The 26,790-nt window shown below is 66.4% G+C and carries 30 protein-coding genes; 9 read left to right on the top strand and 21 right to left on the bottom strand.

Annotated elements, in window-relative coordinates; translation table 11 throughout:
• The 3 genes from G332_RS12840 to G332_RS0109345 all read right to left on the bottom strand — a co-directional run.
• Positions 1–212: helix-turn-helix domain-containing protein (locus G332_RS12840; protein WP_019626732.1), on the bottom strand; the 212-nt coding region annotated here is incomplete at its 3' end.
• A gap of 301 nt (positions 213–513) precedes the next feature.
• Positions 514–1,140, bottom strand: coding sequence for a CPBP family intramembrane glutamic endopeptidase (locus G332_RS0109340; protein ID WP_019626733.1), 627 nt, complete (start codon positions 1,138–1,140; stop codon positions 514–516).
• 163 nt (positions 1,141–1,303) lie between these two features.
• Positions 1,304–2,926: a BCCT family transporter gene (locus G332_RS0109345; protein ID WP_019626734.1), complete on the bottom strand. Its 1,623-nt coding sequence runs from the start codon at positions 2,924–2,926 to the stop codon at positions 1,304–1,306.
• Between the two features lie 736 nt (positions 2,927–3,662).
• On the opposite strand from G332_RS0109345, the gene G332_RS0109350 reads away from it, so the two are divergent.
• Positions 3,663–3,968, top strand: coding sequence for a hypothetical protein (locus G332_RS0109350; RefSeq protein ID WP_019626735.1), 306 nt, complete (start codon positions 3,663–3,665; stop codon positions 3,966–3,968).
• Positions 3,969–4,071: 103 nt separating this feature from the next.
• On the opposite strand, the gene G332_RS0109355 is transcribed toward G332_RS0109350, so the two are convergent.
• The 3 genes from G332_RS0109355 to G332_RS0109365 form a co-directional block, all read right to left on the bottom strand.
• Positions 4,072–4,338 carry a DksA/TraR family C4-type zinc finger protein gene (locus G332_RS0109355; protein WP_019626736.1) on the bottom strand — a complete coding sequence of 89 codons (267 nt, stop codon included), beginning with the start codon at positions 4,336–4,338 and terminating at the stop codon, positions 4,072–4,074.
• A 65-nt stretch (positions 4,339–4,403) separates the two neighbouring features.
• On the bottom strand, positions 4,404–5,600 hold the full coding sequence (gene trpB, locus G332_RS0109360; protein WP_019626737.1) for a tryptophan synthase subunit beta: 1,197 nt from the start codon (positions 5,598–5,600) through the stop codon (positions 4,404–4,406).
• Between the two features lie 130 nt (positions 5,601–5,730).
• Complete coding sequence (locus G332_RS0109365) at positions 5,731–6,264, bottom strand: macro domain-containing protein (protein ID WP_019626738.1); 534 nt, start codon at positions 6,262–6,264, stop codon at positions 5,731–5,733.
• 279 nt (positions 6,265–6,543) lie between these two features.
• Here G332_RS0109365 and G332_RS0109375 point away from each other — a divergent pair, with 279 nt between their 5' ends.
• The gene (locus tag G332_RS0109375) at positions 6,544–7,017 is read left to right on the top strand and encodes an aminoacyl-tRNA deacylase (RefSeq protein WP_019626740.1); all 474 of its coding nucleotides are present in this window, start codon (positions 6,544–6,546) and stop codon (positions 7,015–7,017) included.
• 133 nt (positions 7,018–7,150) lie between these two features.
• Here G332_RS0109375 and G332_RS0109380 read toward each other — a convergent pair whose 3' ends face one another.
• From G332_RS0109380 to sohB, 5 genes are all read right to left on the bottom strand, one after another.
• Positions 7,151–8,227 (bottom strand): succinylglutamate desuccinylase/aspartoacylase family protein, encoded by a 1,077-nt coding sequence (locus G332_RS0109380; RefSeq protein WP_019626741.1) that lies wholly within the window; start codon positions 8,225–8,227, stop codon positions 7,151–7,153.
• A 1-nt stretch (position 8,228) separates the two neighbouring features.
• Positions 8,229–9,134, bottom strand: coding sequence for a 30S ribosomal protein S6--L-glutamate ligase (rimK, locus tag G332_RS0109385; RefSeq protein ID WP_019626742.1), 906 nt, complete (start codon positions 9,132–9,134; stop codon positions 8,229–8,231).
• Positions 9,131–9,637 (bottom strand): ATP-dependent zinc protease, encoded by a 507-nt coding sequence (locus G332_RS0109390; protein ID WP_038059675.1) that lies wholly within the window; start codon positions 9,635–9,637, stop codon positions 9,131–9,133. Before G332_RS0109390 ends, rimK begins: the two co-directional genes overlap by 4 nt.
• 107 nt (positions 9,638–9,744) lie before the next feature.
• Complete coding sequence (locus tag G332_RS0109395) at positions 9,745–10,251, bottom strand: DsrE family protein (protein WP_019626744.1); 507 nt, start codon at positions 10,249–10,251, stop codon at positions 9,745–9,747.
• A 166-nt stretch (positions 10,252–10,417) separates the two neighbouring features.
• Positions 10,418–11,524: a protease SohB gene (gene sohB / locus G332_RS0109400; RefSeq protein ID WP_019626745.1), complete on the bottom strand. Its 1,107-nt coding sequence runs from the start codon at positions 11,522–11,524 to the stop codon at positions 10,418–10,420.
• Between the two features lie 133 nt (positions 11,525–11,657).
• Between sohB and G332_RS0109405 the strand changes: the two genes are divergently transcribed.
• From G332_RS0109405 to G332_RS0109415, 3 genes are all read left to right on the top strand, one after another.
• Positions 11,658–12,038, top strand: a complete 381-nt coding sequence (locus G332_RS0109405; protein WP_026340755.1) for a hypothetical protein — start codon at positions 11,658–11,660, stop codon at positions 12,036–12,038.
• Complete coding sequence (locus tag G332_RS0109410) at positions 12,026–12,931, top strand: LysR family transcriptional regulator (RefSeq protein ID WP_255414589.1); 906 nt, start codon at positions 12,026–12,028, stop codon at positions 12,929–12,931. Before G332_RS0109405 ends, G332_RS0109410 begins: the two co-directional genes overlap by 13 nt.
• An 88-nt stretch (positions 12,932–13,019) precedes the next feature.
• Entirely contained in the window at positions 13,020–14,804 is a 1,785-nt protein-coding gene (locus G332_RS0109415; RefSeq protein WP_019626748.1) for an N-acetylglutaminylglutamine amidotransferase, read from the top strand.
• A 2-nt stretch (positions 14,805–14,806) separates the two neighbouring features.
• Here the strand turns inward: G332_RS0109415 and moaB are convergent, their stop codons facing one another.
• On the bottom strand, positions 14,807–15,343 hold the full coding sequence (gene moaB / locus G332_RS0109420; RefSeq protein WP_026340756.1) for a molybdenum cofactor biosynthesis protein B: 537 nt from the start codon (positions 15,341–15,343) through the stop codon (positions 14,807–14,809).
• A gap of 59 nt (positions 15,344–15,402) precedes the next feature.
• On the opposite strand from moaB, the gene rluB reads away from it, so the two are divergent.
• Positions 15,403–16,401, top strand: coding sequence for a 23S rRNA pseudouridine(2605) synthase RluB (gene rluB, locus G332_RS0109425; RefSeq protein WP_019626750.1), 999 nt, complete (start codon positions 15,403–15,405; stop codon positions 16,399–16,401).
• 6 nt (positions 16,402–16,407) lie between these two features.
• The gene (locus tag G332_RS0109430; RefSeq protein ID WP_019626751.1) at positions 16,408–17,061 is read left to right on the top strand and encodes an endonuclease III domain-containing protein; all 654 of its coding nucleotides are present in this window, start codon (positions 16,408–16,410) and stop codon (positions 17,059–17,061) included.
• A 98-nt stretch (positions 17,062–17,159) separates the two neighbouring features.
• Here the strand turns inward: G332_RS0109430 and G332_RS0109435 are convergent, their stop codons facing one another.
• Positions 17,160–17,858 carry a hemerythrin domain-containing protein gene (locus G332_RS0109435; RefSeq protein ID WP_019626752.1) on the bottom strand — a complete coding sequence of 233 codons (699 nt, stop codon included), beginning with the start codon at positions 17,856–17,858 and terminating at the stop codon, positions 17,160–17,162.
• On the bottom strand, positions 17,851–18,408 hold the full coding sequence (locus G332_RS0109440) for a hemerythrin domain-containing protein (protein WP_019626753.1): 558 nt from the start codon (positions 18,406–18,408) through the stop codon (positions 17,851–17,853). Before G332_RS0109440 ends, G332_RS0109435 begins: the two co-directional genes overlap by 8 nt.
• A 533-nt stretch (positions 18,409–18,941) precedes the next feature.
• On the opposite strand from G332_RS0109440, the gene rnk reads away from it, so the two are divergent.
• A complete protein-coding gene (gene rnk / locus G332_RS0109445) occupies positions 18,942–19,352 on the top strand; it encodes a nucleoside diphosphate kinase regulator (RefSeq protein WP_019626754.1) in 411 nt (136 codons plus the stop codon).
• Between the two features lie 61 nt (positions 19,353–19,413).
• Here rnk and G332_RS0109450 read toward each other — a convergent pair whose 3' ends face one another.
• The 4 genes from G332_RS0109450 to G332_RS0109465 form a co-directional block, all read right to left on the bottom strand.
• Positions 19,414–20,841, bottom strand: a complete 1,428-nt coding sequence (locus G332_RS0109450; RefSeq protein ID WP_019626755.1) for a DNA polymerase Y family protein — start codon at positions 20,839–20,841, stop codon at positions 19,414–19,416.
• Positions 20,842–20,984: 143 nt separating this feature from the next.
• Positions 20,985–21,626 carry a translesion DNA synthesis-associated protein ImuA gene (imuA, locus tag G332_RS0109455; protein ID WP_019626756.1) on the bottom strand — a complete coding sequence of 214 codons (642 nt, stop codon included), beginning with the start codon at positions 21,624–21,626 and terminating at the stop codon, positions 20,985–20,987.
• 3 nt (positions 21,627–21,629) lie between these two features.
• Complete coding sequence (gene lexA / locus G332_RS0109460) at positions 21,630–22,247, bottom strand: transcriptional repressor LexA (RefSeq protein WP_019626757.1); 618 nt, start codon at positions 22,245–22,247, stop codon at positions 21,630–21,632.
• 241 nt (positions 22,248–22,488) lie between these two features.
• Complete coding sequence (locus tag G332_RS0109465) at positions 22,489–22,980, bottom strand: Lrp/AsnC family transcriptional regulator (RefSeq protein ID WP_026340757.1); 492 nt, start codon at positions 22,978–22,980, stop codon at positions 22,489–22,491.
• A 179-nt stretch (positions 22,981–23,159) separates the two neighbouring features.
• Here G332_RS0109465 and G332_RS0109470 point away from each other — a divergent pair, with 179 nt between their 5' ends.
• Positions 23,160–24,845: a 2-isopropylmalate synthase gene (locus G332_RS0109470; RefSeq protein WP_019626759.1), complete on the top strand. Its 1,686-nt coding sequence runs from the start codon at positions 23,160–23,162 to the stop codon at positions 24,843–24,845.
• 239 nt (positions 24,846–25,084) lie between these two features.
• Here the strand turns inward: G332_RS0109470 and G332_RS0109475 are convergent, their stop codons facing one another.
• The 3 genes from G332_RS0109475 to G332_RS0109485 form a co-directional block, all read right to left on the bottom strand.
• Positions 25,085–25,525, bottom strand: a complete 441-nt coding sequence (locus G332_RS0109475) for a type II toxin-antitoxin system VapC family toxin (RefSeq protein WP_019626760.1) — start codon at positions 25,523–25,525, stop codon at positions 25,085–25,087.
• Positions 25,512–25,739, bottom strand: coding sequence for a type II toxin-antitoxin system Phd/YefM family antitoxin (locus G332_RS0109480; RefSeq protein WP_019626761.1), 228 nt, complete (start codon positions 25,737–25,739; stop codon positions 25,512–25,514). Before G332_RS0109480 ends, G332_RS0109475 begins: the two co-directional genes overlap by 14 nt.
• Before the next feature lie 92 nt (positions 25,740–25,831).
• A complete protein-coding gene (locus tag G332_RS0109485; RefSeq protein WP_019626762.1) occupies positions 25,832–26,674 on the bottom strand; it encodes an ion transporter in 843 nt (280 codons plus the stop codon).
• Between the last annotated feature and the right edge of the window lie 116 nt (positions 26,675–26,790).

Consider the following 26,790-nt stretch of genomic DNA (forward strand, 5'->3'; position numbering starts at 1 on the left):
AAACGCCTTCGCCATTTGGAAACCGTTTGCACCGACACCTGGTGCCGGGCCGCGATGTCTCGCCCGGAAAGGCCCTCGGAACTGTCCAGAATCAGCTCCGCGCGTTGCTTTTCGGCCGCTGGCGTTTTGCGGCGCCGCACCCACTGCTGCAACTCGGCACGCTCAGCATCCGACAGGTCCAGCTTGATCGGTTTGCGACCACGTTGAGCCATAACGCCCCCTCTCAAATGGAGATCAACCCATGGCCTATATTGTATAACGAACTAATGTTAAAGCACACTAAGTGCCATGCATGATCGGGTTGGTAACCCGGTTTCACCCGGTCCGGTTCCGGTGCGCATGAACGGATGCTTCCCTGACGAGGAAGAAACGCCAGAAAAATTGTACCTCCGCACTGCAGTGACTTTCGAGTGCGAACCATACGGGGTATCGCGGTGCCGTCAAGGAAACACCGAGTACCGTTCATCCTCGCGTGGCACCCCGGCTTCGGCCGCCTGGTGTGCACGGTCCGGGTCATGGTGCAGGCGGGCCCGGGTCGTGTCCGCCAGGGGCGTCCCGGGTGTCGTCGGGACCCCGTGACCGCAGGTACAGGTGGATCACGATCCAGTCATAAAGGGCGTGGGTGACGATCACCACCAGCAGGTTTCCGGTGATGTGATAGAGCACGCCGAGATAAAGGCCGACCAGGGTCGCGAAGAAGAAGTAGAAGCGGCTGATGCCGTGGGCCAGTCCGAATACCAGCGCCGCGACCAGGATCGCCGACACAGGGCCCCAGCGCGTCTCCAGCCAGCCCTGCAGAACGCCCCGCACCAGCAGTTCCTCGCCGACCCCGGCAAGAATGGAAAGCAGCAGCACGGCACCCGGCAGGGCACCATGGAATAACTGGCGGACGAAGCCGCGTACCTGCTGTTCCAGCTTCCGGTAGGGCGCCCAGCCGCTGGCCGCCAGCACGGCCAGTAGTGCGAGCATCGGGAGTACTGCCAGAGCACCAAGGGTTGCGGCCTCGAGCGACCAGTGCAACTGGTCAGCCAGGGGGATGCCGGCGAAGCGGGCGAGGATCAGGGCCAGCGGAATCAGTGCAGCCTGGAACGCGATACCTGCCAGCAACGGATGCCTTGCGATGGCGCGGTGCAGGCTCATCGGCGCACGCGCACAGGAGGCGATGGATGATCGGTCGGTTTCATCGACCGCAGGATGCCCGATTACGGCTTTGTCTGTCGCGTCGGCACAAAAAACCCCGCGCCGCCGGAGCGGACGCGGGGTGTCGGGTCTGTGGCCGCGGGCCCAGCCCGCGACCGCAGGGTCAGGCCTTGGCTTCCTCGATCCGGACCAGGGCCAGTTCGTGGAAGAGCCCCTTCAACAGGCTCACGCTCATCAGAAGCAGCACGATGACGAATGGCAGCCCGGTACTGACGGCTCCGGCCTGCAGGGCCGTGAGGGCCGTGGCGCCACCGACCGCAAGCAGGACACCGGCGACGATCCCTTCAAAGGTGGCCCAGAACAGCCGTTGCGACTGCGGAGCGTCGGTCTTGCCGCCGGAGGTGATCGAGTCGATCACCAGGGAGCCGGAATCCGACGAGGTCACGAAGAACACCAGCACCAGTGCAATCGCCAGGAACGAAGTGATGGCGGTGAACGGCAGGTGCTCCAGCATCTGGAACAGCGCGAGGGACGAGTCCGTGATGCCTTCCGAGGCCAGGGCGCCGATGTTGTCGCGCACCTGATCCAGGCCCGAGCCGCCGAAGGCGCTCATCCAGATGACCGTGACCAGGGTCGGGACCAGCAGCACGGCCGTCACAAACTGGCGCACGGTACGTCCACGCGAGACCCGCGCGATGAACATGCCGACAAACGGTGACCAGGAGATCCACCAGGCCCAGAAGAAGATGGTCCAGCTGTGGTAGAAGGTCTCGTCCTCGCGTCCGACCGGATTGGACAGGGGCAGGATGTACTGGGCGTATCCGCTCGCCGTGGTGCCCACGTTGGCCAGGAATGCGAGGATCCCGCCAGCGATCATTACAAAGATCAGCAGCAGCGCGGCGAACATCAGGTTGATGTTGCTGAGTACCTTCACGCCCCCATTGATGCCGCGCATGATCGACAGCAGGGCCACAATGGTGACCCCGATGATGATGGCGATCTGGGTGTTCAGGCCGGCTTCAATACCAAACAGGAACTCCAGGCCCGATGCGGCCTGCTGAGCCCCGAGTCCAAGAGACGTCGCCAGACCGAACATGGTGGCCAGTACGGCCAGGGTGTCGATCACGTGACCCAGCGGGCCCCAGACGCGTTCGCCGAAGATCGGATAGAACGCCGAGCGGATGGTGAGCGGCAGGCCCTTGTTATATGCAAAGAAGGCCAGTGACAGGCCGACTACCGCGTAGATGGCCCAGGGGTGAAGGCCCCAGTGGTACATGGTCGCGCCCAGGGCGGCCTGGCGCGCTTCTTCGGTGCCGCCTTCAATGCCCAGCGGGGTGCCGAACCATTCAGTGAAGTAGCCCACCGGCTCCGCGACACTCCAGAACATCAGGCCGATGCCCATGCCGGCGGCGAACAGCATGGAGAACCAGGAGATGACGGAGAAGTCCGGTTTCGCATCCTGGCCACCGATGCGGATGCGCCCGATGGGCAGCACGATCAGGGCCAGGCAGAGCAGTACGAAGATATTGCCGGCGGACAGGAACAGCCAGTCGAAGGTGCGGCCGATCCATTGGCGTGTGGCGTCGAGGTTCGCGTTGGCCTGTTCCGGAAACACCAGGGACAGGATGACGAAGGCGATGATCAGAATGGCGCTGACGACGAACACGGGATTGTGCAGGTCCAGCCCCAGCGGGTTGATGTTCTGTTCGCCGATTTCGTGTTCAGTGTCGTATTCGGCTTCCAGTTCTTTCTTTTGTTCTTCGAGGTTGTGAGGGTTTTCGCTCAACGGTTTCTCCTGGTCCTTTGGATTTCGTGGGGCGTGTACTCAACCCGGTATCGGGAAATATCGATCAACAGGCATGCTCGCGACGATCGTCCGAACTTCACCGGTTCCCGGTCGTGTCACGCAGCGAGCAGGCGTTTGGCCCGGTCGTCTGGATGGCCTCGCCATTGCCGATCTCCTGGCGCAATATCGGACCGGAGCCCCGACAGGGTCCGGAGCCCCTGACGCAACCGCTCGTAGCAATCGACAGTGCGCTCGGAACCGGCGTTGCGGCCCCCATGCAGCAGAAATACTGTCTTCTCGGCCATGACCGCGACGGGGTGGCCCGCAAGCCACGCGGCCGCGAGCGTGTTTGTTGACCCTGGTCTCCCCGGGAGCCAGTCGGATTCGGGACGGATCTGCTGCCTCGCAGCGCGCGACGATCGCCCAGACCCGACAAGCTCCTGTCAAGAGAGTAAAACTGTGCACATCCCGAATTGCAAACGGGATCGTCGGTTACCGTTTTGGCGGTGTGATTTGGCGGCTGGACGCAGGTTGTTGCCGGACGGAGCGGGGCGTATGCAGCGAGGGCCGGTCTGTCGTCTCGACCAGGGCCATTGCGAATGGTGTACAGCCGCTGGTGGTATTGCGAGGGAGCGGCCCGAGGGCATACAGGGTATGCCGGATCGTGAGGTAGGCGGTACCGGGTGTCGGCCGCTACCATGACGAAACGTGGATGGATGGCTTGCGAGGAGAACGGATGAAGGCCTTGTTGATTGACCCGGAACCGCAGACGATTGAACCAGTAGAGGTGGAAGGGCGCGAGGATATCGCGCGGCTGATCGGCTTTGACACGCTCGAGTCGGACGTGATCGGGCCGGATGGAGATTGCCTGTACTTCGACGAGGAGTGCTTCCTGCGCGGAACGAGCGGGCGGTTCCAGATCGACAGCGTGATCCCGGTCTCCGGCAAGGGCGTGGTCGTTGGCAGTACGGACGATGGCGCCCGGTTGCAGGATGTGGTTTCCGATCCCGAGTCGCTGCGGGCACGGCTGAAGTATCTGTAGTGAGCCGGTGCCTGGCGGGTTGGGGCGATCGTCGGGCGCGCGGGGCAGCAGATTCGTCCCGAATCCGACGGACTCCCGGGTCGGCAGGCGCCCGCGGGGCGAGTCAGCGTAGCTGGCTGTCCCTGGAGGCACGGCGGTTATAGGGGCCGGATGACTGCTGGCGTGCATCCTGCGCCTCCTGGCAGGTCACGCACAGGCGAACCCCCGGCAGGGCCTGGCGCCGCCCTTCGGGGATCGCTGCGTTGCACGCCTCGCACGTGGTCAGGCTCGAGCCCGCCGGGATCCGGCTGCGTACGCGCTGCAGGGCATCTTCGACCGTGTGGTCGATCTGTTCCTGCTCGGCGCCATCTTTCGCCCATCCACCTGCCATTGTGTCTGCCTCCGGGGCGCTGCCGGGCCCGAACTCGGGATACCCCAAGGACGGGCCCGGCTCCCTCAGCCGTGCCCGAACTCGCGGGCGACGTAGTCGATGTCCTTGTCGCCGCGCCCGGAGAGGTTGGCCAGGAGGGTTGTGCCCGGGTTTTCGCGGCCGTGTTTCATGGCCCAGGCCACGGCATGGGCACTTTCCAGTGCCGGGATGATCCCTTCGGTGCGCGAGAGCTGGTAGAACGCATTCAGGGTCTCGTCGTCGTTGATGGCGTGATAGATCACGCGCCCGGTGGTGTTCAGGTAGGAGTGTTCCGGGCCGACGCCGGGGTAGTCCAGGCCCGAGGCAATCGAGTGGACGGGCGCCGGGTTGCCTTCGTCGTCGGCCAGCAGCATGCACTTGAAACCGTGGATCATGCCGGGTTTGCCGTAGGTCATGGTGGCCGAATGCTCGCCCAGCTTCGTGCCGCGCCCCAGCGGCTCCACCCCGTTCAACTGTACCGCCTCGTCCTCGATAAAGCCGGAAAACATGCCCATCGCGTTGGAACCACCGCCGACGCAGGCGACGACGTGATCGGGCAGTTCGCCGGCGCTCATTTCGAGATATTGTTCGCGAGCCTCGATGCCGACCACGGACTGGAAGTTGCGCACCATCTGCGGGAACGGATGCGGCCCGACGACCGAGCCGATCGCGAACAGGGCTTCGTCGGCCTGCGCAAGATAGGACTGGAACGCCGAATCCACCGCCTCTTTCAACGAGCGCCCGCCGAAGGAGACCGGCACCACTCGGGCACCCATCAGCTTCATGCGGGTCACGTTGGGGGCCTCCTTGGCGATGTCGATCTCACCCATGTGGATCTCGCATTCCATGCCGAAATAGGCGGCAGCGGTGGCCAGGGCCACGCCGTGCTGACCGGCACCGGTCTCGGCGATCAGCTTCTTCTTGCCCATGTGTTTGGCCAGCAGGGCCTCGCCCATGCAGTGGTTCAGCTTGTGCGCGCCGGAATGGTTGAGGTCCTCGCGCTTGAGGTAGATGTGCGCGCCCACCGCCCGGCTCAGATTGTGGGCGTAGTAGACGGGGGTGGGGCGCCCCTGATAGTGCTTGCGGATGTAGCGCAGTTCGTTCAGGAAATCGCCGGAACGCGCCAGCGTGCGGTAGGCGCGGTTGATCTCCTCGAAGTGCGGCTCCAGTTCCGGTGGCAGGAAGGCGCCGCCAAAATCTCCGAAATAGCCCTCGGGGCTGGGAAAGTCCTTAAGATATGACATGGGCAGTCTCGATCCATTGCGGTGGTGGCGGCCCGCAGGGGTGGGGCGCGGTCCTATGATCCTTTTCCCGGCCCGGCTTGCCAACCCGGTCGGGGTGGGATACCCGCAAGGCCGGACGAGCGTCGGCGGCTCACCCGGTCAGTTCCGTCAGGATGCGCTCGTGAAGCTCGCGATCGTCCGGGCTGTGCAGTACGAAGCGCACATGCCCGACCGTGTCCAGCCGCGGGGTGGCGTCGATCACGGTCTGCAGGGCGATGCGGGCGGCCTCCTCGATCGGATAGCCGAAGGCTCCGGTGGACAGCGCGGGGAAGGCGACACTGTAGACCCCGGCCTCCTCGGCGCGGGTCAGCGCATTGCGGTAGCAGGCGCACAGCAGACGGCTGGCGGGCTCGTCGCGCCCGTAGACCGGGCCCAGGCAGTGGATCACGAAGCGATTGGGCAGGTTATGGCCCTTGGTCAGGACGGCCTGTCCGGGTTCGATGGGGGCCAGCGGCTGACACTCGCGCTCGAGCCCGGGGCCGGCCGCCCGGTGGATGGCACCGGCTACCCCGCCGCCCGGCCGCAGCCAGGCATTGGCGGCATTGACCACCGCGTCCATGTCGTGTTGCGCCGCGATATCGCCGCTGAGGCACTCGATGATGATCCCGTGGACCTTGATACGCATGCGCTTCCCCCGGTTCAGCCGTGACGCTCGTGCCTCAAGCATAGGGTACGCAGGTGAGGCGGTCACGGACCGGGGCGGTGAGTTCCAGCGAGCACCGGCGCGCGTCATGGTCGAACGTCGTGGTGGTGATGATCAGTTCGTTGAAGGTCGGCATCGCGGTCCTTGCAAGACCGGGCGTCCAGGATGCAGGCGCCGGCAGTTCGCACGGGGTCTATAGTTGAAAGATGTCCGGACGGGCGATTCACGCGCTCCCGGCCGGGATCGCGAGGGAGGTCTTCCATGACGATTTCCAGAACCCTTGAAACCTTTCTCGACGCGCATGCGGTGGCGTATCAGCTGGTGCGTCACCCGCACTCCGATTCGGCCAGTCGTTCTGCCGAGGCCGCCCATGTCCCCGGTGACGAGGTGGCCAAGGCGGTGCTGCTGGTCGAGGAGGACGGGCAGTATCGGCTGGTGATTGTTCCCGCGACACGGCGGGTAAAGCTGGGGCGGCTGCACCGCCTGCTGGGCGAGCACGTGGGGCTGGCGACCGAGGACGAGGTGGCCGATGTGTTTGCCGACTGCGAGCGAGGCGCGATCCCGGCCCTTGGTCCCGCTTTCGGGCTGGAAACCCTGGTGGATGAGAGCCTGCTTGAACAGCGCCACGTCTATCTCGAGGCGGGCGACCATGAATGCCTGGTACGACTGCGCGAGCCCGATTTCCGCTTTCTGTTGGGGCAGCCGCGGCGGGGGCAGTTCAGCGCGCACGTCTGACGACTGTGCCCCGGCCGGCGAGGCCGTCCAGTGCCGGTCCCGGGACGGGCGGTGCTGACGAAGGCTCCGGGGTGACCGGGCGCTGAGCGCCCGGTCGTCCTCGGCTTCGATGCGAGGACAAGCACTTGTGCGACTACGCCTGTGGTGCCTCCCGCGAGGGTTCGTCGGCGTAGGGATAGTCGCTGGCCTCGAGGCTTTCCTGGAACGTCTCCAGACGTTCGACGGCGAGATCGGTGCGGTTGAACTGGGCGATGTGGAACAGCGCGTCGCCTTCGTTGATCAGCGGCAGGTTGAGCTCACCGATGATGATGCCCGAGGCCGGGGCGAGGATCTCGGTCTCGGTCTCGCCAAAGGGGTCGGAGATGATGGCCAGCCGGGTCTGGTCCCGCGTGACCCGGTCGCCCTGGCGGACAAAGGTGCGCAGGATGCCACTTTGCGGCGCGCGCACCCAGCCGCTGCTGCGCGCGAGGATGGGCTCCTTGCGCGCGCGCCGCCGGCTGGCCGGGAGCATCTCCAGGTGACGCATGACCTCGATAATGCCGTGCACGCCACCGCGGATGGAGAGTTCGTCGAAGCGCAGGGCCTCGCCAGCCTCGTACAGCAGAATCGGGATCTGGCGCTCCGCCGCGGCTTCGCGCAGGGATCCGTCGCGCAGTGCGGAGTTGAGCACCACCGGGGTGCCAAAGGCCCGTGCCAGCTCGCGGGTCTCGCGATGGTCCAGGTTGGCCCGGATCTGCGGCAGATTGGAACGGTGGATGGCGCCGGTATGCAGGTCGATGCCGTGGGTGCTGCGTTGCACGATCTCGCGCATGAACAGGCGCGCCACGCGCGCGCCCAGCGAGCCCTTCTGCGAACCCGGAAAGCAGCGGTTCAGGTCACGGCGGTCGGGCAGGTAGCGGCTCTGGTTGATGAATCCGTGCATGTTGACCACCGGAACCGCCAGCAGGGTGCCCTTCATGCGCCGCAGGGCCGGGACCTTCAGCAGGCGGCGAATGATCTCCACCCCGTTAATCTCGTCCCCGTGGATGGCGGCACTGACGAACAGGACCGGGCCCTTGCGCCGACCGCATAGCACCTGTACCGGCATTTGGGTGGGGGTGTGGGTGTACAGAGCGCCGAGCTGAAGTTCCACGGTGCGCCTTTCGCCGGGCTGCACCGTGGTGCCGCCAAGGGTGATCGGGTCGTTGCGCAGGGCGCGGGGTGTGGCCATGTCAGCCGCGACCCTTGGTCTTGGTCCGGTTGGGTTTGGCGTTCTTCTCGATGAACTCGATGATCATGCCGGCCACGTCCTTGCCGGAGGCGTTTTCGATGCCCTCCAGTCCCGGTGAGGAGTTCACCTCCATCACCACTGCACCGTGGTTGGAGCGCAGCAGATCCACGCCGCAGACGTTCAGGCCCATGACCTTGGCCGCGCGCACCGCGGTGGCGCGTTCCTCCGGGGTGATGCGGCACAGGGTTGCGCTGCCCCCGCGGTGGAGGTTGGAGCGGAACTCGCCCTCCTTGGCCTGGCGCTTCATCGAGGCGACGACCTTGTCGCCGATCACCAGGCAGCGGATGTCGGAACCCTTGGCCTCCTTGATGTATTCCTGCACCAGAATGTGCTGCTTCAGGCCCATGAAGGCCTGAATCACGCTCTCGGCGGCCTGTGTCGTTTCGGCCAGCACGACCCCCAGGCCCTGGGTGCCTTCCAGCAGCTTGATCACGCAGGGGGCCCCGCCGACTGTCGCCAGCAGGTCGTCGATGTCGTCCGGCGAATGGGCGAAGCCGGTGACCGGCAGGCCGATACCGCGGCGCGACAGCAATTGCAGACTGCGCAGCTTGTCGCGCGAGCGCGAGATGGCCACGGATTCGTTCAGCGGGTAGACGTTCATCATTTCGAACTGACGCAGCACGGCCGTACCGTAGAAGGTGATCGAGGCCCCGATGCGCGGGATGACCGCGTTGAACTGATCGAGGATGTCGCCCTTGTAGTGGATCTGCGGATTGTGCGAGGTGATGTTCATGTAGCAGCGCAGCGGGTCCACCACGCGCACCTCGTGGCCGCGTTGTTCGGCGGCCTCGACCAGACGGCGGGTGGAGTAGAGCTTGCTGTTGCGCGAGAGGATGCCGAGTTTCATTCCGGGTCCTGTTCCGGGGTTGCGGGAATGCCGGCCGGCCGGCCGAGCACAAAGGATCGCTGCGGGTCTACCAGGAAGCGACCCCGCATGGCCTCGCGCCCGAGGAGCATGCGAAACAGCATGGTATCGCGACTGGTCAGAGACAGTTCCAGAGGCAGTATCCAGTCGCCGATCCGGGCCTGGGTGGCGATGAAATAACGTTCCGAGCTATGCCCGCCGGAGTCGGTCACGTTGCGGACATCGAGTACCGGGGCCTCGCACCAGACTTCGGTCTGGTTGTCATGCTGATGTGGGTGGATGCCGAAGCGGACCCAGTGGCTGCCGTCGCGGGTGAAGCGCTCGACCTGAAACGCATGCAGGGCCGAACTGCGCGCACCGGTATCCACCTTGCATTTCACGGCGTCGATCCCGAGATCGGGCAGGCCCACCCATTCGCGCCAGCCCAGGGTTGTGGAGCGGGGCGCGGCCAATGCGGCGGGGCTGGAGGGGGGTGAAGCGTTCACGCTAGCTCCGACGGCAAGATGGGCACTCACTATACCGAATCCGGCCCCTGCCGCGACAAGCGCAACAGGCGCAGCGGACGCGGTCCGCCGCGCCCGGAACGGGCCGCTTACTGCATCAGTTGATAGCCCTCGTGCTGCAGCTCGATGATTTCGGCGTCGGCCATCGGAACCACGTTCACAAAACCGTGGATATCGGGCAGTTCGATGCCGCGCAGGCGTGCGGAGGCTTCGCACATGCGGAATTCGATGTTGCCGGCCTGCGTGAGTGAGCGAGCGCGACGCATCAGTTCTTCGTGCTCCTCGAACTTCTCGCGCGTGAACAGCGGGACTTCGGCACCGTGCAGGACCATCACGATGTGCGATTCGAAGGGGTCGGCGTTATAGACGTTGTTCAGCATGCTGACACGGTCGAGGACCATGTCCAGTTCGCGGGCGGCGTTGCGGGTGTACACGTCGTACACCACTTTGCGCGGTTCGTACTGGCGATCCATCTTCTCTGCCGAACCCCAGGGCATGTCAGCGTCGGCGCTGGATACAATCGGTGCGCCAAGCAGGGCAACGCTGGTGAGCAGGATCAGAAGAACGTGGGTCAGGGGACGCTTCGTCCGGATCATCGGGAGCTCCTTGTTGCGGGGGTGAATACTGGGGGGACGCACGAGGCCGGCGCGCTCTTCCCCGGTGCTCTGCTCAACGGCCCGCGGCAGCGCTGAACAAGGCCATGCCGGCGCCCGCGGTGTTGTCCTGTGCCGCAGGGAGCCACCGATTCCTCGGCGCGTTTCCCTAAACGCGGGTCTCCGGGGACTGGCTGCGCAGGACGCGCTCGAGCATCGACTCCATCGCGAGGGTGATCCGCCGGCCCAGGGTCTTCGGGTGGTGATAGGTCAGCTCGAAGACATCCGCCTCGCGGGTCAGTGTCAGCAGCAGGTCGTCGCTGGTGCCCAGCTCATCGGCCAGACCCAGCGTACGGGCCTGTTCGCCGTACCAGTGTTCGCCGGTGGCGACCTGGTCCAGGTCCAGTTGCGGGCGGTAGCGGGCCAGGAAGGTCTTGAACAGCTCATGCGCTTCTTCCAATTGTTCGCGGAATTTCTTGCGGCCCTCGTCGGTGTTCTCGCCCAGCATGGTCAGGGTGCGTTTGTACTCGCCGGCGGTCAGGAGTTCGATATCGATGTCGTTGCGCGCAAGCCAGCGGTGAAAGTTGGGGATCTGCGCGACCACGCCGATGGAGCCGAGCACCGCGAATGGCGCGGCCACGATGCGATGGCCTACCGCGGCCATCATGTAGCCACCACTGGCGGCGACGCGGTCGACGGCGATGGTCAGGTCCATTCCGGCCTCGCGCAGGCGCGCCAGCTGGGCAGCGGCCAGGCCGTAGGAGGGCACCAGTCCTCCCGGACTCTCCAGGCAGACCACGGCGCGATCCTGCTGTGGTCGCGCCAGGGTGAGGATGGCCGTGATCTCCTCACGCAGGTTCTCGACACTGGAGGCGCGGATGTCGCCCACGAAACGCAGCACATAGACCCGCGGTCGTTCGGCGCGGTCCCGGTCATCGAATGCGGGATCCGCCTCGGTGCCGGCTCCTGCAGGGTCGCGGGTGGCGCCCTGGTTCGCATCGTCCTCGGGCGGGGTTACGCGGGTTGTGCGTGTGCGCTTGCGCATGGCCCAGTCACGCAGGCGCGCGATGCGCCCGCGCGGGCTTTCTACGGCACGCCGTACGGTCTCTTCCAGGCGTTCGTAGCGATCGTTCAGGCGTTTGACCTGCAGCCGATCCGGCCGCTCTTCGCGCGTGCGAGCGAGCATGCTGGCCGCAAAACCGATGACGACCACGACGGCAATGGCGGCCGTGGCCGCTTTGGCGAGGAAGAGTCCGAATTCGTGGATAAATTCCATTGATTCTGTCCTGTGGACACCTTTGCGGGGGCGTGAACGCAACCGGAGGCCGCGGATCACGGTTCGGGTTTTGCTTGACCACCCGGGCCTCGGGCCTGATGAGCCGGGAGGTCTGCGCGTGCATAATGCCACCATGGATACCAATACAGTTGAAGACCCTCGAAGCGCGGGTCGGTTTCACGGTCGCGAGGACGCTGCCGGGGCGGTACCTGAACCGGTCATTCATGCCGGGTACGCGACGCTCAGCCTGCGGCAGGTCGACGAATGGAATGCTGTGTCCAAGGGCACGGCCTTTCGCCTGTTCAAGGCTCGCAAGGACCAGTTGCGCGAAGGCGTGGATTTTTTCTACATCCCGGAGGGCCGCGACCCGGAACTGACCGAGACCCTGCGTCTGGACGGCCGGATCTATCCCTCGACCGTGCACCTCGTTCTGCTGACCACGACTGCGTATGCCCGTATGCGCGAGGAGTGGCATGCGCGTACCCATAACCCGGGCTGCGGATGCCCCGAGTAACCCTCGAACAGTGGCGCATGCTGCAGGCGGTCGTGGAGGCGGGAGGTTTTGCACGGGCCGCGGAACGCGTGCACAAGAGTCCCTCGAGCATCAATCACGCGGTGCAGCAACTGGAAGCACGCCTGGGCGTGGAGGTCTTCGAGATACAGGGGCGGCGGGCGGTACTCACCGCGGCTGGCGAGGCCCTGCTGCGACGCGCCGGGCACCTGCTGGAGGAGGCCGCGGAGATCGAGACCCTGGCCGGGGCGCTGGCGGCGGGGGTGGAGTCCGAGATCCGGCTGGCGCTGGATCAGCTCCTGCCGCGTGCCCCCGTGATTGCGGCACTGGAGGATTTTTCGCGCGCGTACCCCGCGACCCGTATCCAGTTGCACGAGGTCGTGCTGAGCGGCGGACCGGATATGCTGCGCAGTGCGGCGGCCGATATCCTGCTGGCGCCGGAGTTGCCTTCCGGCTATCTGGGGGGCTGCGTTGGCGAGTTGTCCATGATCTGTGTGGCGCACCCCGGGCATCCGCTGGCACGGTCGGATCAGCCCCTAACACGCCGCGACCTGCAGGCACAGCGCCAGATCGTGGTGCGCGATTCGGGCGCGGAGTCGGCCGGGGAGGGCGGCTGGGTCGAGGCCGATCAGCGCTGGACGGTCTCGCACATGAGCACCGCCTGCGAGATCCTGCGCTCGGGCATTGGTTTTGCCTGGATGCCGGAGGACCGCATTGCCGCGGATCTTGCGGCCGGTCGCCTGGTCGAACTGCCACTTGAGGCCGGAGGGCGGCACAACGTGCCATTCTACATCGCCCATGCCGATCGTGATCGCGCCGGCGCGGCCGCGCGGGCCCTGATGGCGGCCCTGGAGGCCGCCTTCGGCGGAAGCTCGTCAGAGCCCCCTGAACGGTAGGAGCCTGCTTGCAGGCGAAGCCCCTGCCCGCGCCGGAAAGGACCCGGCCGGTTCCAAACCCAAGCCACTAACCAGCAAGGAAAGAATCATGTGCGGGATCGCAGGAGAATTCGTCTGGGGTGAACGGCGTGCCAGCGGCGAGGCCGTGGCGCTGATGCTGCCTTGCCTGGAACGGCGCGGGCCGGATGCCGACGGGCTGTGGGCCTCGGGGCGCGTCGCGCTGGGCCACCGGCGCCTGTCGATCCTGGACCTGTCGCAGCGTGCTCACCAGCCGATGTTCGACCCGGAGACCGGGCTTGCGCTGGTGTTCAACGGCGCGATCTACAACTTCCGCGCCCTGCGCAGCGAGCTGGAAGGCCGCGGCCATCGCTTCTTCTCTACCGGCGATACCGAGGTCATCCTGCGCGGTTATGCCGAGTGGGGCGAGGGTATCGTCGCCCGGCTGCACGGCATGTTTGCCTTTGCGCTGTATGACGGCCACGCCCAGCGTCTGCTGCTGGCGCGCGACCGCATGGGCATCAAGCCGCTGTATCTGGCGCGCAGCGGCGATGGCATCCGCTTCGCCTCGAATACCCAGGCGCTGCTGGCGGCGGGCGACCTGGACACCGAGCTGGATGCCGAGGCCCTGCACATGCTGTTCTCGCTGCACGCGGTGGTGCCCGCGCCGCGCACGGTGCTGCGCGGTATCCGCAAGCTGGAGCCGGGGCATTACCTGAGTATCGATGCCCGCGGCCAGGAGCGGCTGCAGCGCTACTGGACGCTGTATGCCCACCGCCCGGACGCGGCCGTGTCCGACGCCGAGTGGCAGGAGCGTATCGAGCACAGCCTGCGCAGCGCCGTGCGCAGGCGCCTGGAGGTCGCCGACGTGCCGGTGGGCGTGCTGCTCTCCGGCGGGCTGGACTCCTCCCTGCTGGTCGCGCTGGCGATGGAGGAGGGGGCGCAGGACCTGCGCACCTTTACCGTTGGCTTCGAGGACCAGCCGGAGGAGAAGGGCTCGGAGTTCGAGTACTCCGACCCGGTCGCCGAGCGCTACGCCACCGACCACCAGGCGACGCTGATCCCCAACGACCAGGTGCTGGCCCGGTTGCCGGAGGCGGTGGGGGCGATGGCCGAGCCGATGTTCGGCCAGGACGCGGTGGCCTTCTACCTGCTGTCCGAGCAGGTCTCGCAGCATGTGAAGGTGGTGCAGTCCGGCCAGGGCGCGGACGAGGTCTTCGGCGGCTACTTCTGGTATCCGCAGATGGCCGAGGACCGCCACGGTGACTGGGTGGAACGCTTCCGCCGCCACTACTTCGACCGCGACCACCCCGAGATGGCCGAGATGCTGCGCCACCCGCCGGCGAACGACGTCACCGGCGACTGGCTGCGCGAACAGTTCGCCGAGCTCGAGACCGACCGTGCGGACTCCTTCATCGATGCGGTGCTGGCGCTGGATGTGACCACGCTGATCGTGGACGACCCGGTCAAGCGCGTGGACAACATGACCATGGCCTTCGGCCTGGAGGCGCGGGTCCCGTTCCTGGATCACGAGCTGGTGGAGACGGCCGCCGCGATGCCGCCGCACCTGAAGCTCGGCGACGGCGGCAAGGACGTGCTGCGCCGCATCGCCCGCGGGCGCCTGCCGGACGCCGTGCTGGACCGGCCCAAGGGCTACTTCCCGGTGCCGGCGCTGAAGTTCGTACGCGGCGACTTCCTCGAGTTCATGCGCGACATCCTCACCTCGCGCGCCTCGCGTGATCGCGGGCTGTACCAGCCGGCCTACATCGACAAGCTGCTGGACGCCCCGGACCAGTACTTCACCCGCATCCAGGGCTCCAAGCTGTGGCACGCGGCCCTGCTGGAATACTGGCTGCAGACCCACGTCGACCGCTGAGCTCAGGTCTCCTTCAGACGCGGCATCAGCATGGTCAGGTTGCAGGGCATGGTGCGGTCGTCGAGCTGGGCCTGGATGATGCGATCCCAGGCGGTGCGGCAGGCGCCGGTGGAGCCGGGCAGCACGAAGATGTAGGTGCCGTTGGCCACGCCGGACAGGGCGCGCGACTGCAGGCTGGAGGTGCCGATCTCTTCATAGGAGAGCATGCGGAACAGCTCGCCGAAGCCCTCGATGGTCTTGTCCAGCAGCACCGAGGCGGCCTCCGGGGTGCCGTCGCGGCCGGTGATGCCGGTGCCGCCAGTGGTCAGCACCGCGTCGATCTCGGGCTCGGCAATCCAGCGCGCGAGTTCGGCGCGGATCGCGTAGATGTCGTCCTTCACCAGCTGGCGGTCGGCCAGCCGGTGACCGGCACCCTCGAGACGTTCCACCAGGGCGTCGCCGGAGCGATCCTCGGCCAGTTCGCGGCTGTCGGAAACGGTCAGAACGGCAATGTTCAGCGGGGTGCGAACCGGGGCCGGCGCCGGGGTCGAATCGGTCATGGTCACGTCCTGTTGGTGTATCGTGGCGCCCATCTTAATGAGTTGCTGGGGTTCCGGGAATGTCGGAGCGGATACAGAAGGTGCTGGCGGCACGCGGGCTGGGTTCGCGGCGCGAGATCGAGGGCTGGATCGAACGTGGCGAGGTTCAAGTCAACAACCGGACGGCGCAACTGGGCGACCAGGTGGACCCGGATGACGTGATCCGGGTGCGCGGGCGGGTGGTGCGGCGTCCCGATCATCCCCATCGCTGGATCGTGTATCACAAGCCGGTGGGAGAGATCTGCAGCCGATCCGACCCCGAGGGTCGCCGTCCGGTATTTGCGAGTCTGCCCCGACTGAAGGGACAGCGCTGGGTGGCCGTCGGCCGACTGGACCTGAATACCTCCGGCCTGTTGTTGTTCACCACCGATGGCGAACTGGCCAACCGGCTGATGCACCCGAGCATGGCGCTGGAACGCGAATACGCCGTGCGCGTGCTGGGTGAGGTGCCCGCCGCCACGCTGGATATGTTGCGCGAGGGGGTCGAACTGGAAGACGGCCCCGCGCGTTTCGATGGCCTGGAGGAACAGGGAGGAGACGGTGCGAATCACTGGTATCACGTCATTGTCAGCGAGGGCCGCAACCGGCTGGTACGCCGGCTCTGGGATGCGGTCGGGGTCACGGTCAGTCGCCTGATCCGGGTGCGGTACGGGCCGGTGGTGCTGGGTCGGGGGTTGAAGACCGGAGCCGTGCGCGACCTGGAAACGCGCGAGGTGGTCGAGTTGTACAACGCGGTGGAATTGCCGGTGCCGGAATCGGTGCGTCCGCGCGGTCGTGGGGGCGCGCGCCGCGCGCCCCGGAGCAAGCGGTCCGGCAAGCCGCTGGCTGCGGGCAAGTCGCGCAACAGCCGTGCCGCGCGCGAGGAAGGCTGGAGCTCGTCGCCCCCGAAAAAAGGGGGCGGCAAGTCGACACCCTCCGGCGGTCGTGGGGGTGGCCGGGGGGCGAAGCCCGCGGGCGGCCGCTCCGGTCGTCGGTCTCCGGATGGCGGCAGCAAACCGGGTGGACGTCGGCCGCGGTAGGGACGCGTGCGGATTCCCGATCTCCTGGAGGCGCTGCGCGGGGAGTATGGCGACCTGAAGTGGTGGCCGGCGGATACCGCGTTCGAGGTGATGGTCGGTGCCGTGCTGACCCAGAACACCAGCTGGACCAACGTCGAGAAGGCGCTGGCCAACCTGCGTGCCCGTGACGCCCTGTCGCCCGAGGGGCTGATGGCGCTCGGCCAGGAAGAACTGGCTGAACAGATCCGCCCCAGTGGCTATTTCAACGTGAAGGCCGACCGGCTGCGGCATCTGCTGCATTTTCTGGAGGCATCCGGAGGGATCGAAACCCTGGCTGCGCTGGAAACGACGGACCTGCGTTCGGCGTTGCTGGGCGTCAAGGGTGTGGGGCCGGAAACGGCCGACGATATCGTGCTGTATGCCTTCGAACGCCCGGTATTCGTGGTGGATGCCTATACCCGACGCCTGTTCGAGCGTCTGGAGATGGCGCAAGCGCGGGAGCCTTACGATGTGCTGCGTGAACAGGTCGAAGCGGCGCTGGGAGCGGACGTGGCCGCCCTGAATGACCTGCATGCGCTAATCGTGGAGCATGGCAAGGAGCGCTGCCGCCCGCGGCCGCGTTGTGAAAGTTGCCCGCTGCGCCTGCATTGCAGGTATCCCGGTACTACGGCACATCCTTGAGCCTGCAATCCGGTGGCGTCGGTGCCATGCCCCGCGATTCAGGCGGCGGGCCCGCTGGTTCTGGGGTGGATTCCGGGAACAAGCTGTAACCCCTTTCTTCAGGATTTCCCGAGAAGGGCCTGTGCTCGGCGCAGAAGTTCGTCGGCCTCGTCCGGACGTTCTCTCAGGGCGCGGCTCCAGTGGGGGAACAGGTTCTGCTCCTCGCGTCCCTCGTGCTTGGCCAGCGCGCCAGAGATCAGGGCGAAAAACGGGGCCACGGCCCAGGCCTCGTCGACCCCTTCGCTGAATTCATGCTCCAGCATCGTGGTCTGTTCCAGGATCTCGTCGTGCTCGCGCAGCATGATCGAGGTCGGATCCTGGCCGTTCGGGCTTCGGGGCAGATCCAGCAGGGGCACGATCAGTTCGTTTTCCACCTCCACGTGGCGGCGCAGGCCATCCACGTAGGAGTGGAAATCCGGTGCGGCCCCCTCGAGATCGCCGGCGTTCACCTTGTGCAGGGCGCTGGCGAACAGGCGGTCGATGCGCAGGTGGTCGCGCTCCAGCAGGTCGACCAGATCTACCGGGGCGACATCCTCGCGCCGCTGTACCGTGAGCTTCCACAGCGGCGGCCCCTGTTCGCGCGTCTCCCAGTGGATCGCATGGCGTAGCTGCAGGCTGACGGCATCCATCAAGAGCTTCGGCTCCTGATCCAGCCAGACCTCGAAGACCTGTCCCGTGCGCAGCTCGCGCAGGGTGTAGTAGGCGCGGGTGTGGGCATGTTCGGCCAGGCCGCGCAGATCGAGCACGAAGTCAGCCATGGGCGTTGTCCCCCGTAACGGGGCTGATACCGCGGCGCGCGGCCATGGATGCGCCGATGGTGTGGCGCTCTTCCGGGCTCAGCAGTCGCTCGGCGAACGGCAGGATGGCGCGTTCCTCGAGGTCGAGGTGAAGGCGGTACTGGCGGATCCACGGGCCGGGATCGGGGAGATCCGTGGTTCTGCGATCGACAACCCGCTGCAGGGCCGGTCGTTGCCGGTCCCAGCCGGCCTCGAGTACTTCGTGTTCGGCGCTCAGGCGGTCCAGCCATGTGCACAGCCGGGGTGGGCTGTCCGCGGCATCGCGATGCCGGCGGAGCAGGGGAAAAAGATCTTCGTCTTCGTCCGCGTGGTGATGGGGGGCCGCCTTGTGGAAATAGTCCAGCACGCGTTGCGCGGCCGCACGCGCATCGGCGTCGGCGCCTTTTGTGGAGAGATGGGCGGGCAGGCGCTCGAGGATGTCCAGGGTGTTCAGGATCCGCCGATGGCAGGCGCGCAGCAGTTCAATGGGTTGCTGGAATCCGGGCGCGGTTTCGTGGAATTGCAGGTGCATCGTGCTTGTGGCCTCGGACGGTTGCCCTGTCATGGGGACTTTTATCTGAAGGGACGGCAAAGGGGCTTGATCTCAATCAATTGCTATTCGACGGACCGGCATTATGCCTCTTGATTCGCCACCAGGAGCCTGTCGGGTTTGGGTGATCGTCGCGAGCGCCGGGCAGGAGAGCGGGGCCTTTTTTCGGTCTCTCGACGCGCATCGTGGGGACGATATAACGAGACAGAGCGGCACAAGGGACGCCTGTCCCGAGCGCGCAGCCGATCCGTCCCGGATCCGACAGGCTCCCAGGGTCCGCCCTTCGCCGGGGCGCAGGATAGGATGAGCGCTGCGAATCCCATCAAGGGAGGTGCGCCAATGGGGCGTGCGGACAGACTGCGAGTCAGGGTGTCCACGAGTACGTGACGTGCTGGATCGCTTTTTGGGCGAGACTTGGCTAATCTCGAGACGTGTTTCCGGGTTTCCGGAGAATCCCTTTATTTCCTGTTTGACGCGCCTCCCGGGGGGGTGCGTGTTGCCTTTGGAGTGTGAACGTGAACAAGCCGCAGATCACTGTCTCTGCTACCGACGTGGAACGTCTGGACAAGCTGCTGGAGTCGATGCCGGCCGATGCCTTTCCGGGCAAGGCGGATCTCGAGGCCGAGCTGGAACGGGCCGAGGTTGTGGAGTCGAAGTCGATCCCGCCGACGGTGGTGACCATGAATTCGCGTGTGCGCTTCCGCGTCATCGAATCCGACGAGGTCTTCGAGATGACGCTGGTCTACCCCCGCGACATGGACGAGAGCGGAGGGACGCTGTCGATTCTGGCCCCGGTGGGCAGTGCCCTGCTGGGGTTGTCCGAGGGGAACGAGATCGAATGGCCGCGTCCGGGTGGCGGCCGAATGCACGTGCGTATCGACGCGGTGCTCTACCAGCCCGAGCGCGCTGGCGAATACCACCGGTAAATGCGCGGACTGTCGTGGCGCCGGGCGGATTGGGTGTCAGTCCCGAAATCCGCATGGCCCACTAGCCCCAATAGCCCTGATGAAACCACCGGCCGCTGCGCAGGCAACGGAACAGCCACAAGCGGCGCCCGTGTGGGTCCCGGGCGAGGGCATAGTCACGGCGCTGGTCGTGGCCGTGATCCCACCAGCCATCTTCCAGACGTCCCAGCGGTTGCGGCGCCACCGGGGGCGCAATGGACACCGGCTCCTGTACCCAGAAGGCATTGCCACAGACCCCCTGGGCGGCGGGCAGGGTGTCCGTGTGGTGCAGGGCCTCGGGTTGCGGGCAGGGCCGTTGGGCGGCTTCCGGCAACGGGGTCCGGCGGTTTTCCAGACCGCATACGGCTGCGTTGCCCAGGCGCGCGCGGATGCGGGCCGGGGCGGTGGGTAGGGTTGCCGTAGCGTGGTCGCCGGGGGCCGTGGTCAGCAGGGCCGCGCTCGTGGTTGGCGGGTCGAGCAGCCGGTCCGCGTGCAGGCGCAGGCCGATGACCGGGGCCTTCAGGGTGACGCGTTCCAGTCGAGTCTGCCACAGCTCCAGCCACTGTGTGGCGCGGATATCGGGTTCCCCGAGCGCCAGTTCCAGCCGGGTGCGGGTCTCGCGATGCTGCAGCTCCAGGGCCATGCCCTGCAGACTGCGGCCGATGCCGCGCAGTTGTGCCTCCGCCTGGCGCAGCAGGCGCTTGAGCGGGAAGGCCAGTGCGGTGGTTGCGTGAATCTCGTGCTCCAGGCGCAGAGGCAGATCCAGTTCCGCCGCCGGGCTGAACCGAGGCAGGGTTTCCGGCTGACGGCCCAGCAGCTGGTCCAGTAGCCGGATCAGTTCGGCGCCGTGGCGCTGCGCCAGGGCCTCGCGTGACAGTCGCAGCAGGTCTTCCAGCCGCCGCAGCCCGGTGGCCTGCAGGGCCTCGCAGGTGGCGGCGGACAGTGGCAGGGCCTGCAGTGGTATCGGGCCCAGGGTGCGGCGCAGGGCCTCTGCGGTCTCCGGGATCTCCGGATGCCGCAGCCCGGCCAGCAGGCGTGCGGCGGCCGGGCTGCGTGCCAGCCCGATACGGGCGTGGAATCCGAGTGCGGCCAGGGTCTGGCGGGTCTGCTCCCGCAGTGCCTCCAGCCCGCCGAACAGGCGCCGGCTGCGCCCGACCTCGAGCATGATGCGCTGCGCTGCCGGTTCCGGATGGACGTGGTCGCTGAACTGCAGCAGTACCCCGGCGAGGCGTTCGACCTGGGCATGCAGTGCTGCCGGATCGTAGTCGACCAGGTGCGGGGTATCCAGCACGGCCAGGGCATCGGCCAGGGCGATGCCGGGCCGCGCCCCGGCGCGGCGTGCGGCCCGGCTGGCTGCGTGTACCCGCTGGCGCGGGCCGGATTCTACTATCAGCAGTGGCGTACCGCGCGCCGGGGTGGGTTCGCTGCGGGCCAGCTGTTCCAGGGCCAGGTGCGGCAGCTCGACCGCCATCCAGTGATCGTGTCCGGTGGCGTCGGGAGGCGGCGGGCGGGACGGCTCGGGGGCGGGCAGCGGGGAGGTGTCCGGGATCAGGCTCAGCTGGTGCCGGGGTGGAGGCGTGCCGGGGGGTGAATGGCGGGCAGGGCGGCCCATGCTCAGGTACCGGGCAGCGGCTGTGGATCGGGGATATGCAGGGGCTGCCCCGAACGCGTCCAGCCTCCCCGGCCCTTGAGGCTGTGCAGTCGCAGCCCGTTGCCGGCCGGCTGCCACTGCAGGCGTTGATGGGCGGGGGAGGGCTGCTGTGCGGCCTGTGGCGGACGGTACAGGATGGCGCAGGCCCGGCTTTCCGCGGCGGCGAGACGCAGGCGGCGCAGCAGGGCGATCTCCACCGGGCCCTGCAGCCAGGCGAGCAGGGCGCCGAAGGCCGGGTCGCGCAGGCACTGCTCGCTGGCCCAAAGGCGATCACGGTCCGCGTCGGCACGGATCAGCAGCACGCGTTCGGCAGGGATGCCGAGTGCCTGCCAGCCGGGCAGCCAGGGCGTGGCCGGTGGTGCGATTAGCGCAATCCTGTAGCCCGCCTGGCCGCAGGCCGCCAGCATCGGGGCCAGCAGCCGGGTCTCGCCGCAGCCGAACGGGGCGCCCAGTAACTCGACCAGTTGGCCGCGTGGCCAGCCACCCCCCAGGGCGTGATCCAGCGGGGGGTGGCCGCTGGGCCAGACCGGGGTGCCGGCGGGCGGAACCGTGCTGCGGCCACGCCAGAGGGCCGGGTGCTCGAGCAGGGCGTCCAGCGCAGCCATGTCCTAGTCCCGTGGTTCCAGGTCTCGCAGGACGCCAACCCCGATCCCTTCGATGGCCAGTTCCTGGTGTTCCAGGTCGATCTCGATGGGGGTGAAGTCGGGATTCTCCGGGAGCAGGCGCACCTGCGGGCCGTCCTGCGCGAAGCGCTTCACGGTGACCTCGTCCTCGATGCGGGCGACCACGATCTGACCGGGCCGGGCCTCCGGGGTCTGGCGCACGGCCAGCAGATCGCCGTCGAGGATGCCGGCGTCGCGCATGCTCTCGCCATGCACGCGCAGGAGGTAGTCGGGGTGGGCACGAAACAGGGCGTCGTCGATGCGGTAGTGGCGCTCGATGTGTTCGGTAGCAAGGATCGGCAGGCCGGCGGCGACGCGCCCGACCAGGGGCAGCTCGCGCGGGATGCCGCGCGCCGCCCCCGGCAGGCGGATACCGCGCGAGGTGCCGCCCAGCAGTTCGATGGCGCCCTTTTTTGCCAGCGCCTTCAGGTGGCATTCGGCCGCGTAGGGGGAGCGAAAGCCGAAGGCCCGGGCGATCTCGTTGCGGGTGGGCGCCGTGCCCTGAGTGGCAACGGTCTCGGTGATGTAGTCGAGGATGGCCTGCTGGCGTTCAGTAAGCGACACAAGGCGCCCTCCGGTATCTGTTTATATATACAGTATCCGGATGACTCGCTACAGGGCAAGGGCGATTTGCAGGCAGGCCGGAAGGTCGGGGTGGTTTCAGGGGAAAGACCCTGTCGGACAGGTATGCATATTCGCTTCTGACCTTCGTGCCCGGCGCCGCCCGGCATCACGCTAGCTGTCTTCCAGCCTTCTTTTCTTCCTGCTGCCTGCGTGGGTCTGGTGGTGAACTCGCGCCGGGTTTTCAGGCGGGGGTGTAGTCCAGCGGCAGGGCGGTGCGGTCGACGACGCGGCGCAGGACGAAGCTGGAGTGCACGCTGTCCACGCCCTCCAGGCGGGTGATGCGCCGCAACAGGAAGTCCTGATAGGCATCCATGTCGGGGACTACCACCTGCAGCATGTAGTCGGCGGACTGCCCGGTGATCAGGTAGCAGTGCTGGACCTCGGGGTAGCCGGCCACGGTTTCCTCGAAATGCGCGAAGCGTTCCGGGGTGTGGCGGTCCATGCCGATGTGGATCAGGGCGGTCAGCTCCAGGCCCAGGGCGCGCCGGTCCAGCAGGGCCACGCGGCGCAGCAGGATGCCGGCCTGCTCCAGTGCGCGTACCCGGCGCAGGCAGGGCGAGGGGCTGAGTCCGACGCGATCGGCCAGGGCCTGGTTCGACAGGCTGGCATCCTCCTGCAGGATTTCGAGGATGCGGCGATCAAAGCGGTCCAGTGAGTGCGGTTGCGGTTTCATGGGTGGATTATTGCGCATATGAAGCTTTATTGCGCAATGATAGATCCCTTCTAAGGCCTTGATAGGGAAAAACGCAAGGTTATGCTCGGGTGGATGCGTTAGGATAATGCACAGACCGAAATCCGGAGCGTGGTGGTCGCCTCCATGGCGAGGCCGCGCCCTTACAGGAGACAAGCACCATGGCCTTCGATCACACCAAATACGCCCCGTTCCCGCCGATCGACAAGGCGGACCGCCGCTGGCCGGCGCAGCGCACCACGGTTGCGCCGCGTTTCTGCGCGGTGGACCTGCGCGACGGCAACCAGGCGCTGGTGCACCCGATGAGTGTCGAGCAGAAGATGCGCTTCTTCGAGGTGCTGGTGGATATCGGCCTGACCGAGATCGAGATCGGCTTTCCCTCTGCCTCGCAGATCGACTACGACTTCACCCGGCGCCTGATCGAGGAGGACCGTATTCCCGAGGGCGTCTATGTTCAGGTGCTGACGCAGGCCCGCGAGGACCTGATCCAGAAGACCTTCGCGGCGCTGGAGGGTGCGCCGCGCGCGGTGGTGCACGTGTACAACTCCACCAACCCGGCGCAGCGCGAGCAGGTCTTCCGCATGGACCGCGCCGGCATCCGCGGCATCGCCGAGAACGGCGCGCGCTGGGTGCGTGACTACGCGGCGAAGTATCCGCAGACGGACTGGATCTTCCAGTACTCGCCGGAGAGCTTCTCCACCACCGAGCTGGACTACGCGGTCGAGGTCGTGGACGCGGTCAACGCGATCTGGCGCCCGGATCAGGGCCAGAAGGTGGTGATCAACCTGCCGGCCACGGTCGAGTCCGCCACGCCGAACGTCTTCGCCGACCAGGTCGAGTGGTTCTGCGATCACGTGCAGTATCGCGAGCACTTCTGTGTGTCGCTGCATACGCACAACGATCGCGGGACTGGTGTGGCCGCGGCCGAGCTGGGCCTGTTGGCCGGGGCCGATCGCCTGGAAGGCACGCTGTTCGGCAACGGCGAGCGCACCGGCAACATGGATCTGGTCACGGTCGGCATGAACCTGTACTCGCAGGGGATCGACCCGACCATCGATCTGTCCGACATGGAACGGCTGATGGACGTGTACAAGGAGTGCACCGACATGCCGATCCACCCGCGCCACCCGTGGGCCGGCGAGCTGGTGTACACCGCGTTTTCCGGCAGCCACCAGGATGCGATTCGCAAGGGGCTGGCGCATTACAAGGAGCAGGGTGGTCACTGGAACGTGCCTTACCTGCCGATCGACCCGGGCGATCTGGGCCGGCGCTACGAGGAGGTCGTGCGCATTAACAGTCAGTCCGGCAAGGGCGGCGTGACGCATGTGCTGGAGCGCGATTACGGCATCGAGCTGCCGCGCTGGCTGGCGATCGAATTTGCCCGCATCGTGCAGAAGGATGCCGAGACCTCGCAGGTCGAGGTCTCCTCGAAGCGCATCCACGAGCTGTTCGAGCAGCACTATCTGACGCCGGTCGCCGGCTGGGATCTGGTGCGCTACGAGATCGAGAAGGAAGGCCCGGTGGTGCGGCTGGACGCGACCATGGGCCCGCCGGGGCGCGAGTCGCGCCTGCAGGGCGAGGGTCATGGCGCGGTCGAGGCCTTGACCGCTGCGATGAAGGCCGACCGGGGTGTGGAGGTCAAGGTGAACCACTTTGACGAGCACGCGATGGAGTCCGGCACCGAGGCGTACGCGATGGCCGCGGTTGATGTGCAGGTCGATGGCGAGCGCTCAGTGGGGGTTGCCCTGGGTGAGGACACGACCGCCGCCACATTGCAGGCCGTACTGAACGCTACCGGTCGCCGTCTGGGCGAACGCGCCGCCGAACCGGTTGCCGCCAACGCCTGATCCCGTGCCCTCCCGTGCGTCCGAGGGCGCGCAGGGGAGGCGTTGAGGGCCACGCAAGCGCCGGTCGTTGAGGTGGGGCGGGCTTTGGCGGGGGCTTCGCCTGCAAGCAGGCTCCTACCGGGGGTGCGGTTCTGTAGGAGCCGCCCTGGCGGCGAAGCCCGCGCCGGAGCGCCGCAGCCGGGTTCCGTCCCGGGCTCTTTGCTTCACCCGCTTCTACAGCGCGTCGGGTGCCGGAGACTTCAGAATCGACGAACGGTCAGGCCCATTGATGAAGCCGCATCCGCCAGGGCGTTGTCTGCGGTGGCAATCACTGGAATCTCGTGATGACGCGCAGTTGCGATGTGCAGGGCGTCCAGCGTCCGTAGCGGGTGTTCGGGGTAGCGGGTGATCAGGTTGGTTGCTTCCTCGAAGAGTGAGTCGTCGAAGGGATAAAGCTGTAACGAGGCGCTGGAGATGTCGTCCTGGAAGGTGGCGAAGATGATCGTTTCCAGCTCCTGCGGCAGTTCGCCCACGCGTCGGCGCCGTGCGAGCAGGGACCGCAGTTCTGTGGCCACCAGGCGACTGATGATGGCGATGTCAACCTTTTTCAGGTAGTCGACAAAGGCCTCGGAGCCCGGTTCGTTCAGGTACCACTTGGCCAGGGCACTGGTGTCGAGGTAGCACCGTTCATCCGCGCTCATCGCGCTCTTCCCTGAGGAGGGTCTCCGAGGGAATCAGCTGCGAGGTGCGCTGGCGAAGCTCGTGGTGGTCGGGACGCTGACGCCCGCGACGAACGGGCAGAACCCGTGCAATGGGTTTTCCGTGACGGGTGATGGTGATTTCGCCGGACGCCTGTACGATTTCGTCCAGGTGGCCGATGGAGGCCCGCATCTCGCGGACGTTGAGCTCTTTCATGGCGCCCCCTTGGGTGTGCTTCATTTTCTGATATTGAAGCACGCGGCTGTGTGTTCGGCAATGACGGGGGCCATTGGGGCACGCAAAGGCGTTTACTTTGGCCGCTTCTCCAGCATGCTTTGCATGCGGATCAGGCGTTCCTGGAGCTGGACCATTTCCTGTTGCAGCTGGTGGATCTCCGAATGCAACGCCTTGTTTTCCTCGTGCACGCTGTCGTGGATCACCTGCTGTTCGATCTCGACCGCGCGGTCATGCATGCGCTGCATCGCGTCCACGATGATCGCGATGAACAGGTTCAGTACGGTGAAGGTGGCGATCAGGATGAAGGGCACGAAGAAGGCCCAGGCCCAGGGGTGTTCCTCCATGACCGGGCGGCTGATGCCCATGGACCAGCTTTCCAGCGTCATGACCTGGAACAGGGTGTACATGGAGGCCCCCAGGGTGCCGAACCATTCCGGATGGCTTTCGCGGAACAGGCCGGTGGCGATGATCGCGAAGACGTAGAAGATCAGCGCCAGCAGACCGATGATCGACACGATGCCGGGGATGGCGCGCAGCAGTGCCTCGACGATAAAGCGCAGCTTCGGCACCATCGAGACCAGGCGCAGCAGACGCAGTACGCGCAGCACCGAGAACGGTCCGGAGGCCGGGATCAGTGCGATTCCCACCACGAAGAAGTCGAACACATTCCAGGGGTTGCGCCAGAAGGCCAGGCGGTAAACGAACAGCTTGGCCAGTACCTCGGCGGTGAAGATCGTCAGGATGATGACATCGGCACTCTGGATAACCGGGGCCATCCAGCCCATCACGGTCGCGGATGTCTCCAGGCCCAGGGTCAGGGCGTTCAGCAGGATCAGGCCGATGATGAAGCGCTGGGTCAGCCGGGCCTCGATAAAGCCTTGCAGTCGGGTGCGCAGCGTGGGGGTCTCGCTCATGGTTTTGCGGTTCGTTGCAGTGCTCGGGGAGGCGCAAGAGTAGGGTAAAGAAGGGGCTCCGGCAATCGACGGCCGCGTGGTGCAGAGCCGTCTAACGCGCAGGCATTCGCATGGTT

Source organism: Thioalkalivibrio sp. ALJT, from assembly GCF_000381825.1.
Classification (GTDB): domain Bacteria; phylum Pseudomonadota; class Gammaproteobacteria; order Ectothiorhodospirales; family Ectothiorhodospiraceae; genus Thioalkalivibrio.